Genomic DNA, 15,673 nt, shown 5'->3' on the forward strand with positions numbered 1-15,673 from the left:
GTTCTGATCTGAGGTTTTCATGAAATCACTTACCAACATCTCCACTCTCTACCGCGTGCCGGCCGACGGCGCGCACGACGAGGTGGATGCAATCGAACGCGCTGCAGTGGTCTGGGAGGGCGACGCGATTCGCTATGCCGGGCCGGAAGCTGATCTGCCGGCCGAGTACGCCGATGCCGAGCGCTTCGATGCCGGCGGCGGCTGCGTCGTGCCCGGACTGATCGACTGCCACACGCACCTGTGTTTTGGCGGCTGGCGCGGCGACGAGTTTGCCGCCCGGCTGGAGGGCGCCAGCTACCAGGATATCCAGGCGGCCGGGGGCGGCATCAATGCCACCGTCAGCGCCACGCGTCAGGCCGATCTCGACACACTGCACGCCAAAGCCGGCAAGGCACTGGCTGACATGGCGCAACTGGGCATCACCACCGTCGAGGCCAAGTCGGGCTACGGCCTCAACCGCGATGACGAGATCAAACAGCTTGAGGTTTATCGCCGGCTCAACGAAGAGCAGCCGCTGGATATCGTGCCCACTTTTCTGGGTGCCCATCTGGTTCCGGTCGAATACCGCCAGCGACGCGATGAATACATCAACCTGTTGTGCGAGGAACTGATTCCCGAAGTCGCCAAACGAAAACTGGCGCGCTTCTGCGATGTGTTCATCGAAGAAAATGCCTTCACGCTCGCAGAAGGGCGCCAGATTCTGGAAACCGCGCAGGCCCAGGGGCTGGGACTCAAGATTCACGCCGACCAGCTGTCGTCCGGCGGCGGCGCCGGCCTGGCTGCCGAGCTCGGGGCGGTTTCTGCCGAACATCTGGAGTATGCAAGCGACGGAGATATTGCGGCCATGGCGCAGGCCGGTACGGTGGCCGTCAGTCTGCCGATTGCGTCAATGTATCTGCGCGAGCCCTTCCTGCCCGCACGACGCTGGATCGAGGCCGGTACACGCGTAGCCGTGGCCACCGACTTCAATCCCGGTACGGCTCCGAGCTACCACCTGCACCTGGCGATGACCCTGGCCGCCGTACACCAGCGCATGAGCCCGGCCGAAGTGCTGCGTGGCGCGACCACCCACGCCGCCCGCGCTATTGGCCTCGAGGCATCACAAGGCAGCCTGCAGCCCGGCTACGCCGCCGACCTGGCCGTCATCGACGCACCGGATATCAATCACTGGCTCTATCACTTCAGACCCAATGCCTGCATTGGCACGCTGAAGTCGGGCGATTGGCTGCGCCAACCCGACCGCCCGGGGGACTGATCGAGCACAGAACGGTGGCGCATTCGCCCAATGCATCCGGTCCGGATGCTTGGGCTGCTGCGCCAGGTAACGAGCGTCAACGGCGTTCGCCGTGCCGGCGCGGCGTGTCAATCGCCCGCGAAACTGAATTGGCCGATGGTGGGATGCGGATCGGGGCCAAAACCGTCTCGAAACAGCGACTCGGGATCGATAGTCAGAAGCTCGACGGGGAGGTAGACCCGAGGGCGTTGGCCGGCGGCGTCGAAAACCACCTCGGCCGTGCCCCGCCAGCCGGCTTCGCTGTCTGCGGGAGCGCGTATCACGAGGGTGAGGCCGGCGTCCGGCCGCCCTTCGACCGACGGCTGGATGCGCAACCAGTGCGGGCTGTCTTCCACCGTGACGACATCGACGACAGCGCCTGCCGGCAGATCGACCAGCAGCCTCTGTTCAAGACTGGCGCCGGCCGCCAGGCGAATGGACAGCCCGGTCAAGCCACCAGCACCGCACTGCACGCTGACGGCGTTTGCCTGCGGCGCAACGGCCAGCACGGTGTCTCCCGGGGCGCGACCGGCCACCTCATCAGCGTCGATCACGCAGGCTTCTTCGGCCAACGCCGCGGAAGAAGCCAGCAACACGACTATTGCAGCAGTGCAAAAGCGCCAAATCGGCATAAGCAAACCAATCCCCGGGTGAACGCGCGTCAGCCTTCATTCTAATCCAGCACCGGTGGTAAAGTGAACCGTGTCCGGATATTCCCCTCCGGCAGTGACCTCCGGCAAGCCCGACAGCAGACTCGACCGATGAGCAGTAATCTTCCACAGCGCAGCAAACACCTCGAGACCCTGGTCCGGGAGCATGCGGGCCGTGGAGAGAAATCCCTGTCGCACTTGCTGCCGCTGGTTTACGACGAGCTGCAGGCGCTCGCTGCGCGACAGCTGGCGCGCCAGCGTCGCGACCACACCCTGCAGCCCACCGCCCTGATCAACGAGGCCTATCTGCGGCTGGCCGGCCAGGAGTTCGAGAGCTGGGAGGATCGGCGTGAGTTCGTGCTGGTCGCCGCCACGGTCATGCGGCGGGTACTGGTCGACTACGCGCGCCGCCGCAACGCCGACAAGCGCCCGCAGGAAGCGCAGCGCGTCGACCTTGAAGATGCCACTGCCGGCGAGGCCTTCGGGCTCGAGCTGATCGCCATCGATGAGGTTCTGGAGCAGCTGGCGGAAATCGACGGGCGCCAGGCGCGCATTGTGGAGCTGCGTTATTTTGCCGGCCTGAGCATGGAAGAAACCGCCGAGACCATGGATTTGTCGCGCTCGACCGTCGCCCGCGAGTGGCGCATGGCGCGCGCCTGGCTCAAGCGGCGCCTGGGTGAAGACTGAGGTCAGGAACGACCGAGCTCGCGCTCCAGATCCGTCAGTTTGCCGATAATGCGCTCGCGCAGCTCCGGCCACGCCTCCGGATTGCGCGCGAGAGCATCGCGAGCGCGTTCATAGGTCGTGATGGCGTCGGCCAGCCGCCCCTGCGCCACTTCGGCGCCGCCGAGCACTTCCAGCGTAAAGACCCAATAAAAGGTCTCGATGCCACCCACGCGCGCATGGCGCTGCTCGAGCCCCGGCAGAATCTCCTGCAGCAACCGCTCGGCCTCCTCGGGTTGACCGACGCGCAGACGTATCGCGGCCAGATTCATCATCGACAAACGATAGAGATAATGATCGCGGCCAACGGTGTCTTCGATCATGTCGGCCGCACGCCGGAAGGCGGCCATGCTTTCCTCGTTTCGCTCCAGGCGCGAAAGTGCCACCCCCAGATTGCCGATGGTGTTGGCCATGCGCTGGCTGGGGCCCACCAGCTCTGCGTGATCGGCAACCAGCGCTTCGAGCATGGCCACGGCCTGCCGCGGCTGGCTGAGCATCAGTGCGGTGGCGTGCAGATAGCGCCCGCGCAGCCGGCGCGGATCGTCGCGCGCGTAAAGAAGCTCGGCCAGTTCGCGGGCGCGCAGCGCGTCGTCCAGGGCGGCTTCCTGCTCACCGGCGGTGACCCGAGCGCCCACCAGAGCGGAGCGCGCATCGAAGAGCAGCTGCTGATCGGGCGCCGGCTGCGCCTTGACCCGCTCGATAATGGACTCCAGCTGGCGGATGATTCCGTCTGGCGCCTGATCCAACACGTTGGCCATGTTGCGCAGCCGCCGAATTCTTGCACGCGTGACCTGCGGCGATTGCGCACCCACACTGTCTTCCAGCAGACGGATGGCGCGCTCATCGGCGGCAATGGCCTCGGCAGCGCGGCCGGCCGAATCGTAGGCCGCGGCGAGTTCAGACTGGATCATGGCCACCGTGCGCGGCGGCGCCCGTCCGTCGAGACTGTCGCGCGCGTGCTCGAGCAGCGGCAGTGCCTGCTCACCCAGGCCCAGCGCGTTGTAGGCCTGCCCCAGCGCCAGATACATTTCCCCCAGTGCGGCGGGGTGCTCGCGCACGGAAGCGGCGAGCCGGCGGGCGCCCATATCCAGGATTTCACGCACCGTCACATCGCGCCCGCGTGCCGGCAAGGCGTCGGCACCGGCAATCAAACCGGACATGAAGTCAGTGACGGCTTCGGCACGATCGCGCTCCCAGGCGATGCGTTCAAGCTGCACCTCCCGGTTGACCATGAATGCCGTCAGCAGCACGACCGCGGCCACCCCCAGCCCCAGACTGGCGCGGTGGCGACGGGCGAAACAGCCCGCCCGGTAGAAAATGCCGCCATCGAGGGCGCTGACGGGGCGATGCTCCAGGAAACGCCCAAGGTCTGCGACAAAAGCGCCGACTGTGGGATAGCGCCGCCGGGGGTCGACCTGCATGGCCCGCTCGACGCTCGCCGCCAGGGCCGCCGGAAGCTGCCGGCCATGGCGATCAACGGGCGCGGGATAACCACCTTCCAGCACGCAACGGGACAGGTCCGAATCATTTTCGAAGCCTGCAAAAGGGTGCCGCCCGGCGAGCAGTTCGTAGAGCACTACGCCCAGCGAATAGACATCGGTTGCCGCGCTCAACCCCTTGCCGCGCAGTTGCTCGGGGCTGGCATAACCCGGCGTCAGCGCGCGGCTGTCGCCATCCTCCGAACCGGCCTCATCGTCGAGCAGGCCGGCCACACCGAAGTCGAGCAGGCGCGGATCACCCGAGGGCGTGACCAGAATGTTGGCCGGCTTGATATCGCGATGAATGACCATGTGGCGGTGAGCGTAATCGACCGCTTCGGCCACCCTGATGAAACGCTCCAGGACGTCATTGCGGTCACGCTTTCGAGCGGCCCAGTGGTCAATGCGTTCGCCGTCGACAAACTCGGTGGCGAGAAAGGGCCGTCCCTCGCGGGTCATTCCGCCGTCGAGCAGTCGGGCAATGCCGGGATGATTGAGGCGCGAAAGGATGGCGCGCTCGGTCGCAAAACGCTGCGCAAGCGCCGGGTTGTCAGTTTCGTTGAAGTGCAGCAGTTTGAAGGCGACCGGCTGGCGCAGGTCGCCATCGATGCGCTCGGCCAGATAGACCATGCCCATGCCGCCCTGCCCCAGGCGCTTGAGCAGACGGTAGTTGCGCGGCAGTGGCACTTCAAACGAGACTTCCTGAAGCGCACTGCGGGCCGCTCGCTGGAAGTTTTCCGGCACTTCGTCGTCGGCGCCGTCTTCAGCGGCTGCGAGCAGCCACTCGACCTCGTACCGGAGCATCTCATCGTCGGCGCAGCGCCGAGCAACAAGCGCTGCCCGTTCCGACCGCGGACCATCGATGACCTCGTTCACGATGGCCTTGGCGCGGCGATAACGTTGCCTGGCGTCAGACTCGCTCATTCCAAGCGGATCGGCTGATGGGGGTGAGACGCCAGATTACGCCAGAGGGAGTGCTCGGCGCCAGACCGCAAAGGCGACTCGCAATCAGGTCCGGGGAGTTTCCGGCGGCACACGAGAGGCCCGGGCCGTGAGATGGAGCAGGCTGTTCTCCGGCTCGGCTTGATCGACTCCGGGTGCCACCACCGACATCGTCGCGCTCCGCCCTTCGGGCACGCCCAGAAGGGAGTCGGCCAGAACTTCCCAGTCACCGTCGCGGCGCTCGTGTACCGACAACTCAAGCCAGATGGCGCCCACCGGCGCTCCCTCGGATACCACGGGTGGCTCGACCCGCAGCTCGATCTTCCAGCCGTCGCCCTCGGGGGCATCGGCCACTGCAACGGACGCTGGCCGACCGGCCACAGTCACCACCGAAGGTGTACCGCGCAGCTCACCGTCAACCCACAGCTCCATGGCCACCGCGTATCGGGCTTCTTCATTCGACCCCTCGGCCAGCGCGCTGGCCACCAGCATGGCTGGCAGCACAAACAGCACGCAAGCCCGCAGGGCCCGCATGTCAGGCGCCCCGATTGCGGAAACGCTCGGGCAGGATCTCCTGATCCGGCTGATCGACGCCCTCTTTCTGCACCGGCATCAGATCCTGCTTTGACACGCCCAGCTTGACCGCAAGACTGCCGGCTATGTAGATCGACGAATACGTGCCGGTGACGACCCCCATGATCAGGGTGAAGGCGAACGCGTGGATGATTTCGCCGCCGAAATAGAACAGCGCGATCAGGACTACCAGCGTTGTCAGCGAGGTCATCACGGTTCGACCGAGCATCTGGTTGATGGACAGGTTGGTCAACTCATACGCGCTGCCCTTGCGCTTGGTCTGGAAATTCTCGCGCAGACGGTCGTAGACCACGATGGTGTCATTGAGCGAGTAACCAATCATCGCCAGGATGGCGGCCACAACGGTCAGGTCGAAGCTGACCTGGAAGATCGACAGCAGCCCGAGCACCAGCACGGCATCGTGGACAAGCGCGCCTACGGCGCCAACAGCGAATCGCCACTGGAAGCGGAATGAAATATAGAGCAGCACGCCGATAAGCACGTAGAGCAAGGCCAGGCCACCCTGCTCGGCAAGCTCCTTGCCGATCTGCGGCCCGACGAACTCGACCCGGCGCATATCGATACCCGGCGCGGATTCCGACAGCGCCTCCAGCACCCGCGTGCTGATGTCCGCGCTGGATTCGCCATCGTCGGCTACCGGAATGCGGATGACAACGTCGCTGGCGGTTCCAAAGGCCTGCACGACAAAGTCCTCGAAGCCGTTCGACTCCAGCGTCTGGCGAATGTCGTTGAGCTCCGGCGCCTGCGGGTAATGCAGCTCGATCAGCGTGCCGCCGGTGAAATCCAGCCCGAAGTCCAGGCCGCGCGTCGACAGCGATACGATGCCGGCAATCAGCACCAACGCAGAGATCACCAGGGCGACATTGCCGTAGCGCAGGAAGTTGATGCGGGTTTGGCGTTTCAAGATATCCATGACGATTCGACGCTCCTCAAATGGCCAGTGACTTGACGCGCTTGCGGCCGCCGTAGACCAGCGAAACCACGCCGCGCGTGCCCAGAATGGCCGTGAACATGGAGGTGACAATACCCAGGCTGAGCGTCACCGCAAAACCCTTGATCGAGCCGGTACCGAACATGAACAGCACGATGGCGGCGATCAGCGTGGTGACGTTGGCGTCGGCGATGGTCGAGAACGCTTTCTCATAGCCGGAGCGGATGGATGCCTGCGGCGTGTTGCCGTTACGCAGCTCCTCCCGAATACGTTCGAAAATCAGCACGTTGGCATCGACGGCCATGCCAACGGTCAGCACGATCCCGGCAATCCCCGGAAGGGTCAGCGTCGCGCCCAGCAGCGACAGCAGAGCAACGATCAATACCAGGTTGGCAGTCAAAGCAAGGTTGGCGATCAATCCGAAGACCTTGTAGTAAACCGCCATGATGATGAGCACCAGCGCGAAACCGATCACGACCGACATGAAGCCCTGATCGATATTGTCCTGACCCAGGCTGGGGCCGACCGTTCGCTCCTCGATGATCTGCATTGGCGCTGCCAGCGCACCGGCGCGCAGCAGCATGGCCAGCTGGGCAGCTTCGGTTGCCGAGCCCAGGCCCGTGGTCTGGAAACGCTTGCCGAAAGGCTCGCGCGTGACCGGGGCGGAAACCACTTCTTCCACGCGGCGGGTGCTGTGCACTTCCTCGCCGTCGACCATTCTGGTTTCCGGGCGATATTCGATGAATACCACCGCCAGGCGATTGCCGACATTCTGGCTGGTGTGATCACGCATGCGGCGGGCACCCTCGCCGTCGAGCGTGACCACCACGTTGGGCTGGCCCGACTGCTGGTCGAAGCCGGCGGCTGCGCCGATCAGGTTCTGACCCGATGCAATCACCTCGCGCGACAGGAGAATGGGCTCGCCGCTGCGCATGTGATAAAGCATGGAACCCGGCGGCACGCGGCCGGTGCGTTCGGCTTCGTAGGGATCGTTCTGCTCATCGACCGCGCGATACTCGATGGTTGCCGTTGCCCCCAGCACGCGTTTGGCCTGAGCGGTATCCTGCACGCCCGGCAGCTGCACCACGATACGGTTGCCGCCCTGCTGCTGGATGACCGGCTCGGCCACGCCAAGCTCGTTGACGCGGGCACGCAAGGTGGTCATGTTCTGCGTGAGCGCGTTCTGCTGAACCTCCTGCAGAAACTCGTCGGTGATGCTCGCACGCAGGTTATGGGTCTGCCCGCTGTCAGCCGATTCGATGCTCAGGCCCTCGAGTTCGCGCGTGAGAATCTCGCGCGCCTCGTTGCGGTGTTCTTCGGTACGCAGCTCGGCCACCACCGTCTTGCCGGCAACACGCACCGAGCGATAGCGGATGCCGGCGTCGCGCAGCAGGCCGCGGATGGAATCGACATAGCTGTTGAGGCGTTGTTTGCGGGCGGCCTCCATATCGACCTGCATGAGAAAATGCACACCACCCTGCAGATCCAGCCCAAGCACCATCGGCTCGGCATTCAGCCCCGCCAGCCACGCCGGCGTGGCCGGCGCCAGGTTCAGGGCGACGACATACTCATCGTCATCGAGGGCATCGCGCAGGGCGTCGGCGGCCCGCAGCTGCCGGTCACTGTTGGCAAAGCGTATCAGGATCCGCTGCGGCGAGAACTCGCTGCGCCCGTGCTCGATACCGGCCGATTCGAGCGTTCGCTCGACCTGGCCGACCAGCTCCTGCTGCAGATCGAAGCCGCGCGCGGACGAGACCTGAACAGCCGGATCGTCGCCGTAGATGTTTGGCAGGGCGTACACAAGCCCGAGGCCGAGCACGATGATCAGCAGGGCGTACTTCCAGGGTGGAAATCGATTCATGAGTCAATCATTCGTTGGTTCTGATTATTTGGAAAGCGAGCGCCGGGCCTGCAAGGCATGAATACCCGGTCAGCTCGAAGAGTCGATCGTTCCCTTCGGCACGACCTGCGCCACCGAGTGCTTCTGCACCTTGATGATCACCCCCTCGGTCAGCTCCACGGAAACAAAGCTCTCGCCCACTTCGGTGATCTTGCCGAGCATGCCGCCGGCGGTTACCACCTCGTCACCCGCCGACAGGGCGGCAACCAGCTCGCGATGCTGCTTGTTGCGCTTCATTTGCGGACGAATGAGCAAGAACCAGAAGATGACGACAATCAGGATCAGCGGCAGCAGGCTGCCGAGCATGGAGGGCGCCTGGCCCGCTGCATCCTGCGCCAGGGCACTGGAGATCAGAAAATCCATAGATTCTTCCTTGAGAAAAAACGTTTCACGTCACAGCGTATCTTGGGACCGCTGAGAAGGAATCCAAACGCGCAATTATTGCACAGCTGACCGGCTACGACCATACCGCCCGGCGGGTCGGCCGCTTTCAGCGCTCAGGCGTCCTGCCGCGCCCAGCCTGCGGCCAGCTCCCGCGCCAGGCGCTGGAAGTTTCCCGCCTCGATGGCGCGGCGCATGCGCTGCATGAGGGCCTGGTAGTAATGCAGGTTGTGGATGGTGGCCAGGCGGTGACCGAGAATCTCGTTGCACTTGTCCAGGTGCTTGAGATAGGCGCGTGAATGATGGCGACAGGTATAGCACTCGCACTCGGGGTCGATCGGGCCGGTATCGCTGGTGTGGCGGGCATTGCGGATCCTGACCACGCCGCGGCTGGTAAACAGGTGGCCGTTGCGGGCGTTACGCGTGGGCATCACGCAGTCGAACATGTCCACTCCGCGCGCCACCGCGGCCACCAGATCTTCGGGGCGCCCGACCCCCATGAGATACCGCGGCTGCCCGGTCGGCAGCAGCGGACAGGTCGCCTCGAGCATCGCTTCCCGTTCGCCGGCAGGCTCACCGACACTCAGGCCGCCAATGGCGTAGCCGTCGAAACCGATTTCGAGCAGCCCCTCGCTGGAGCGCCGGCGCAATTGCGGATACATTCCGCCCTGCACGATGCCGAACAGCGCCGCCGGATTGTCCGCATGCGCTTGACGCGAACGCTCGGCCCAGCGCAGGGAGCGCTCCATGGATTCGCGCGCCTGGGCCTGAGTGGCCGGGTACGGCGTACATTCGTCAAAGATCATGACAATGTCCGCACCCAGCGCACGCTGCACCGCCATCGACTCTTCAGGCCCGAGAAACACCCGGGCCCCATCCACCGGCGATGCGAAAGTCACCCCGTCTTCGCTCAGCCTGCGCCGGTCGGCCAGGCTGAAAACCTGAAAACCACCGGAATCGGTCAGGATCGGCCCGTTCCAGCCCATGAAATCGTGCAGGTCGCCGTGGGCGGCGATGACCTCCGTGCCCGGACGCAACATCAGGTGGAAGGTGTTGCCCAGAATCATCTCCGCGCCGATCGTTCGCAGCTCCTCGGGCGTCATCGCCTTGACCGTTCCATAGGTTCCCACCGGCATGAAGGCCGGCGTTTCAACGGTGCCGCGCTCGAAGGTCAACCGCCCCCGACGGGCATCGCGATCATTGGCGAGGAGCTCAAAATTCATCTGAAATCAATTTCCCAAGTGTTTGATCTTCACACACAATGGCTCACCCAATGAACATGGCGTCGCCATAGCTGAAGAAACGATACCCGGCCTCGACTGCATGGCGATAAGCCGCCAGCACATTTTCGCGTCCGGCGAAGGCGCTGACCAGCATCAGCAGGGTCGAACCGGGCAAGTGAAAGTTGGTGATCATTGCGTCGACCACCCGGAACTGGCTGCCCGGATGAAGAAACAGCCGACTGTCGCCAGCAAATGCGGTCAACCTGCCGCCAGCGGCGGCTGTCTCCAGGGCGCGTACGGCGGTGGTGCCAACCGCAATCACCCGGCCGCCGCGAGCACGTGCGGCTTCCACGGCCGCGACCAGACTGTCGGAAACCGACAGCCACTCGGCGTGCATGCGGTGCTCGGAAATCCGCTCGACGCGCACCGGCTGGAAAGTGCCGGCACCAACGTGCAGGGTGCACTCCGCGCGGTGCACGCCCAGCGCGTCGAGGCCGGCAAAGACGGAGGCGTCGAAATGCAAGCCGGCGGTAGGTGCCGCCACCGCGCCGGGCACCTTCGCGAAAACCGTCTGGTAGCGCTCCGCGTCCAGCGCCTCGTCGCTGCGCTCGATATAAGGCGGCAGCGGCATGTGGCCAACCGCCTCCAGCAGCGCAGACCAGCCCGAACCGGACACGATACTCAGGCGCCAGAACGCCTCCTCGCGGCCGCATACACACAACTCGGCCTGACCATCGATGAACAACCGTGAGTCGATCACCGGCTTGCGGTTGGCTCGCAGCTGCACGATCGCTTCCCGATCGGAGACCACACGCTCGATCATGATCTCGACGCGGCCGCCACTTTCCTTGCGCGCCCACAGACGAGCCGGGATGACTCGGGTGTTGTTGAACACCAGCAGATCTTCCGGCGCCAGCAGCTCGGGCAGCCCGGCAAACCGGCGATCATGCCAGCGACCGCTCCTGCGCTCGAGCTGCAGCAGCCGACTCGCCGAACGTTCGGCGAGCGGGTACTGCGCGATCTGATCTTCGGGCAGATCGAACTGAAAGTCGGAAACCTTCATTGCGAATGTTCCATGAATGGCGTGGCATGAGCTGACGCGGCGTCAGCGAACGCCATTGTAGCGGCACCTGCAGCGCGGCACCCGTCGACATCGCCGGCGCCTTTCGGCTCGACGGGTTTCCGGCTATGCTGCCCCTGCACCTTTGTTTGCCTGACTGCTCGAACCACGGACTGTTCGAACCATGACCCACGCCACACCCACAACCGGATTCACACCCGGTCGGTTTCGTGACCGCTTTCGCATACCCGGCGGCGCCGGCGCCGCCGGCCAACCGGGCACCTACTTGTGCGGGCACTCCCTGGGCGCGCAGCCCCGCGATGCTGCCGACACCGTCGATGCCGAGCTGGAGCGCTGGGCCCGGCTGGGTGTGGCCGGCCATTTCGACGGGCCCACGGCCTGGACCGGTTATCACGAGCTGCTTGGCGACGCGCTGGCGCGCCTGTTGGGCGCCCATCAGGAAGAGGTGGTCGCTACCGGCACGCTCACCGCCAACCTGCACCAGATGCTGATCAGCTTCTACCAGCCGACAGCAAGGCGCCGGCGCATCATCATCGAGAAAGGCAGCTTCCCGTCGGACCGCTACGCAGTGGCCTCGCAGCTGCACCTCCACGGCCTCGATTCCGAACACGATCTCGTCGAGCTCGCCACCCGTCGCGACGGCCTGCTGCATGAGCAAGATCTCGAAGACTACCTCGAGCGCTACGGCGATCAGGTCGCGCTCGTGCTCTGGCCGGGGGTGCAATACGCCACGGGGCAGGTTTTCGATATCGGGCGCGTCTGTCGCGCAGCGCGCAAGGCCGGCGCCGCAGTGGGCCTGGATCTGGCGCATGCAGTAGGCAATGTTCCCCTGCAGTTGCACGACGACGGGCCCGATTTTGCCGTCTGGTGCAGCTACAAGTATCTCAACGCCGGCCCCGGCGCCATTGCCGGCCTGTTCGTGCACGCCCGCCACGCGCACTTCGACGGTCCGCGTCTTGCCGGTTGGTGGGGCCAGGAGGTCAGCACCCGCTTCCGGATGCAGCCGCAATTTCGACCGCAGCCCGGGGCCGCCGGCTGGCAGCTCTCGACCCTGCCGGTTCTGGCCAGCGCGCCCCTGCTGGCCTCGCTGCAGCTTTTTGATGATGCCGGGGGCATCGCGCCCCTGCGCCACGCCTCGCTGGAGCTGACCGGCTATCTGGCTCATCTGCTCACGCAGGAACTACAGGATCAAGTCGATATCATTACGCCGCTGGAACCGCACCGCCGCGGCTGCCAGCTGTCGCTGAGGCTGCACGCCGGCGAGCAGGAAAGCCGGCGGTTGCTCGAACGTCTCGAGGCGCACGGTGTCACATGCGACTGGCGTCCGCCCGACATCATCCGGGTCGCGCCGGCGCCGCTCTACAACAACCGCGAGGACGTCGAGCGCTTTGTCGACCTGACCGGCCGGATGCTGGCCGTCGACAAGCGCTGAATACCATGCGACACAAACCTTTCAAGCTGGCCCTGGCCGCCCTGGCGCTGTCGATCGTGCTTGCCTTTGCCGTGGCGCTGACCGATATCGGCCAGGCCTCTGTGCTCAGGCTGGTCGGGCAGCTCGAAGGCATGGTTGCCACCCACTACTGGCCCGGCGTGGCCATCTATATCCTGGCTTTTGCCGTATTGATCACGCTGACGCTGCCGGCGGCGACCGTGTTCACGGTGGCCGGCGGCTTTCTGTTCGGGGCCGGCGTGGGGGCAGCGGCAGCGCTCGCCGGCATGACCGCAGGAGCGGTACTGACCTTCACGCTGATGCGGCTGCTCGGCGTGCGCGAGGACAGCGCCTTTCTGCGCGAGGGACGCGCGCGGAAGATATTCGCGCTGATGGACAGAAACGCGTTTTTCTACGTCACCCTGCTGCGCATCGTTCCGGTCGCGCCCTGTTTTGCGGTCAATGCCGGCTCTGCCTTTACCCGCATCGATCTCAGTCGCTTTCTGATCGCCTCATTGATCGGGCTGACGCCGTCGGCCATCGTCTACGCCGGCGTCGGCTCCGGTCTCGACGCCCTGCTCGACGCCCGCGGCCTGATGTCGCCGGCGCTGCTGCTGGAACCCGAAATCGGCCTGCCCATGCTCGGTGTGGTGCTTCTGGTCTGTGCGTCGTGGCTGCTCAGGCGTCGTCTCCCCGGCCTGACGCCGGAAGCCTGAACACGACGTGGTCTTCGCTTTCGTACCAGGGCGGCCCGACCTGCTCGCGAAAGGCCTCGATACAAGGTGAGAGATCGGGTAAGGGTCTGGTCGGGTGGTCGAACGGGTTGCCCAGGTGGAAAACCACCAGGCGATTGACGGAGCCCGGCTCGGCAAGCACATCGCTGAGATGGACAAACTGCCGCAGCTCGATTTCGAGACCGTCATCCGGATCGAGCTCGCCTGCGACCCAGTCGGTGCACAGCCCGCTGATCATGCCGATCTCGACCTCAAGCTGATGCTCACGCTGAAATTCCGAAATCGGGGTGAAGTTCGTCTCGAAATACCAGGCAGCCTCGACTACGATCCATTCTTCCTCAGCGGCGGCAATCTCACGGTAGAACGGCGGCGTCTCGAGCGGCGCCATGATGCCATGGTAGACGCTGCGCTGAAAATTGTAGTCAACCTGGTAACGCACCGCGTTGGTGAACTGGTTGATACCGCTGTAGACCGCCGGCAGCGGACCGGCAAGATAAAGGCCGCCGACCAGCAACAGGGCCACGGCTGCCGCGGGCTGCCCGGCGCGTCCGGCCCAACGGATGATCACCAGCACGATATGCACCAGGCCGATCGCTAGCAGCGCCAGGACAACAGGAACCGAAATCGCCATGTAGCGCACCAGCACGAGAGCATGGCGGATCCACTCCGGCCCCAGGACCTGGAGGACACCACCGACCGCGGCGCTCAACACCAGCCAGAAGATGAGGAACGCCCGATCGCGGCGCCAGAGCAGGTGCCCTCCCACGGCCACCGGCACCGCCAGCAGCGCCGCCAGCCAGGGACGCCCCAGGCCAAGGACCATTTCCCAGCTCCGTGCCAGGGTCTCGAGCTCGATCGAATGCTTGCCGGCCTTGACCGCAATGGCGCCGGTATCAGCCAGCAGTGGCGGCAGAATCAGCGCGCTGCAGGCAAGCGTGGTGGTCGCGCCGAGCGCGACAGTCTTCCAGAAAGTCGCTGCGCCCTGCCCCTGGCGCCAGCGCCACAGCCCCGCCACCGCAAACCAGCTCAGCGCCGCGCCGGTGTAGAGCGTGGTCAGCGGGTGCAGCCAGGCCGCGGCCACGGCGCAGGCCAGAAAACCGGCAGCGCGCCCACGGCCGCCGTGATGCCACCAGTGCCACAACAGGATGATGGCCGCAAAGCCCAGCAGAACAACCAGCGCATAAGGGCGCGCATAGCGCGAAAAATGCACCAGCAGCGGCGAGATCGCGATCAACGCACCCAGGCACAGACGCTCACCGGGCCGCAGCCAGGTACGCAACAGCCAGGGCAGCAGCACCACCGCCGCCAGTCCAGACAGCATCGGCAGCGCCCGCATCTGCCATGCATGCAGGCCGACGGTCTCGGCCAGGGCCTTGAACATCAGCGTGAGCGGAATACAGTAGTCAGCGTGACCGAAACTGAGAAAGATCTCGCCGTAGCTGGCGTGCATCAGCCGATGCAGTGCATGCCACTCGTCATCGAGCAGAATCTGCAAATCGATCTGCCACAGCCTGAGCCAGGCGGCGGCAACGACGACCGCAAGCCACAGCAGCACAAACCAGAAGCGGCCGGTCATGCGCCGCGAGGCGACTATGTCCGCCACCATCGCGGTCGATACAACCGGCTGCGGGCGAGCAGATGCTGCAGGGAAATCCCGAGCACGCCCAGGCCGTAGGTTACCGAGCGCCTGAAGTTGATCGAAGAGGCGTCGCTGAAATAGTGCGTCGGGCAGCTGATCTCGCCTATGCGATGCCCGCGCGCCAGGACTTGAGCCAGCATCTGGTTGTCGAAAATGAAGTCGTCCGAGTTGCCGTCGAGATCGAGCTGCTCGAGGATGTGCGCAGAAAAAGCGCGGTAACCGGTGTGATACTCCGACAGCTTGGCACCCGTGCACAGGTTCTGGAAGGCGGTAAGAAACCGGTTGGCAATGTACTTGTAGACCGGCATGCCGCCGCTGAGGGCGCCGCCGCCGAGAATGCGCGAGCCCAGCACGACCGGAAACAGACCGCTGGCCACCAGCTCCGCCATGGCCGGAATCAGACGCGGATTGTATTGGTAGTCCGGGTGCAGCATGATCACGATATCGGCCCCGCGCGCCAGCGCGGCCCGATAGCAGGTTTTCTGATTGCCACCGTAGCCGCGATTGCGGTCATGCCGTATGACCTGCTCTATTCCCAGCTCCCGCGCCAGCTCGGCAGTATCGTCCTGGCTGGCGTCGTCGACCAGAATGACCTCATCGACCACCTCACGCGACACCTCCGCCAGCGTCTGCTCCAGCGTTCGCGCCGCATTGTAGGCGGGCATGACTACCACGACCTTGTGATCTCTGATCAT

At 64.9% G+C, this 15,673-nt stretch carries 14 protein-coding genes; 4 read left to right on the top strand and 10 right to left on the bottom strand.

Annotated elements, in window-relative coordinates:
- Positions 1-19: 19 nt before the first annotated feature.
- Entirely contained in the window at positions 20-1,255 is a 1,236-nt protein-coding gene (gene hutI / locus ACEWQZ_RS12560) for an imidazolonepropionase (protein WP_476483441.1), read from the top strand.
- Positions 1,256-1,362: 107 nt separating this feature from the next.
- Here hutI and ACEWQZ_RS12565 read toward each other — a convergent pair whose 3' ends face one another.
- Positions 1,363-1,866 (bottom strand): hypothetical protein, encoded by a 504-nt coding sequence (locus tag ACEWQZ_RS12565; RefSeq protein ID WP_476483442.1) that lies wholly within the window; start codon positions 1,864-1,866, stop codon positions 1,363-1,365.
- 168 nt (positions 1,867-2,034) lie between these two features.
- Here ACEWQZ_RS12565 and ACEWQZ_RS12570 point away from each other — a divergent pair, with 168 nt between their 5' ends.
- Positions 2,035-2,610, top strand: coding sequence for an ECF-type sigma factor (locus ACEWQZ_RS12570; RefSeq protein WP_476483443.1), 576 nt, complete (start codon positions 2,035-2,037; stop codon positions 2,608-2,610).
- A gap of 2 nt (positions 2,611-2,612) precedes the next feature.
- On the opposite strand, the gene ACEWQZ_RS12575 is transcribed toward ACEWQZ_RS12570, so the two are convergent.
- The 7 genes from ACEWQZ_RS12575 to queA form a co-directional block, all read right to left on the bottom strand.
- Entirely contained in the window at positions 2,613-5,048 is a 2,436-nt protein-coding gene (locus ACEWQZ_RS12575; protein WP_476483444.1) for a serine/threonine-protein kinase, read from the bottom strand.
- Positions 5,049-5,132: 84 nt separating this feature from the next.
- The gene (locus tag ACEWQZ_RS12580) at positions 5,133-5,600 is read right to left on the bottom strand and encodes a hypothetical protein (protein WP_476483445.1); all 468 of its coding nucleotides are present in this window, start codon (positions 5,598-5,600) and stop codon (positions 5,133-5,135) included.
- 1 nt (position 5,601) lies between these two features.
- Entirely contained in the window at positions 5,602-6,573 is a 972-nt protein-coding gene (gene secF / locus ACEWQZ_RS12585) for a protein translocase subunit SecF (protein WP_476483446.1), read from the bottom strand.
- A 16-nt stretch (positions 6,574-6,589) separates the two neighbouring features.
- Positions 6,590-8,452, bottom strand: a complete 1,863-nt coding sequence (secD, locus tag ACEWQZ_RS12590) for a protein translocase subunit SecD (RefSeq protein WP_476483447.1) — start codon at positions 8,450-8,452, stop codon at positions 6,590-6,592.
- A gap of 69 nt (positions 8,453-8,521) precedes the next feature.
- On the bottom strand, positions 8,522-8,854 hold the full coding sequence (gene yajC, locus ACEWQZ_RS12595) for a preprotein translocase subunit YajC (RefSeq protein WP_476483448.1): 333 nt from the start codon (positions 8,852-8,854) through the stop codon (positions 8,522-8,524).
- A gap of 134 nt (positions 8,855-8,988) precedes the next feature.
- Positions 8,989-10,095, bottom strand: a complete 1,107-nt coding sequence (gene tgt, locus ACEWQZ_RS12600; protein ID WP_476483449.1) for a tRNA guanosine(34) transglycosylase Tgt — start codon at positions 10,093-10,095, stop codon at positions 8,989-8,991.
- Between the two features lie 43 nt (positions 10,096-10,138).
- On the bottom strand, positions 10,139-11,158 hold the full coding sequence (gene queA, locus ACEWQZ_RS12605; RefSeq protein ID WP_476483450.1) for a tRNA preQ1(34) S-adenosylmethionine ribosyltransferase-isomerase QueA: 1,020 nt from the start codon (positions 11,156-11,158) through the stop codon (positions 10,139-10,141).
- Positions 11,159-11,339: 181 nt separating this feature from the next.
- Here queA and kynU point away from each other — a divergent pair, with 181 nt between their 5' ends.
- The gene (gene kynU / locus ACEWQZ_RS12610; RefSeq protein WP_476483451.1) at positions 11,340-12,608 is read left to right on the top strand and encodes a kynureninase; all 1,269 of its coding nucleotides are present in this window, start codon (positions 11,340-11,342) and stop codon (positions 12,606-12,608) included.
- Positions 12,609-12,613: 5 nt separating this feature from the next.
- A complete protein-coding gene (locus tag ACEWQZ_RS12615) occupies positions 12,614-13,321 on the top strand; it encodes a TVP38/TMEM64 family protein (RefSeq protein WP_476483452.1) in 708 nt (235 codons plus the stop codon).
- Here ACEWQZ_RS12615 and ACEWQZ_RS12620 read toward each other — a convergent pair.
- Positions 13,284-14,945, bottom strand: coding sequence for a glycosyltransferase family 39 protein (locus ACEWQZ_RS12620; RefSeq protein WP_476483453.1), 1,662 nt, complete (start codon positions 14,943-14,945; stop codon positions 13,284-13,286). The two genes, ACEWQZ_RS12615 and ACEWQZ_RS12620, sit on opposite strands and share 38 nt — an antisense overlap.
- Complete coding sequence (locus ACEWQZ_RS12625; RefSeq protein ID WP_476483454.1) at positions 14,930-15,673, bottom strand: glycosyltransferase family 2 protein; 744 nt, start codon at positions 15,671-15,673, stop codon at positions 14,930-14,932. The genes ACEWQZ_RS12620 and ACEWQZ_RS12625 overlap by 16 nt, the downstream gene beginning before the upstream one ends.

The organism is Wenzhouxiangella sp. YN1 (assembly GCF_056324145.1).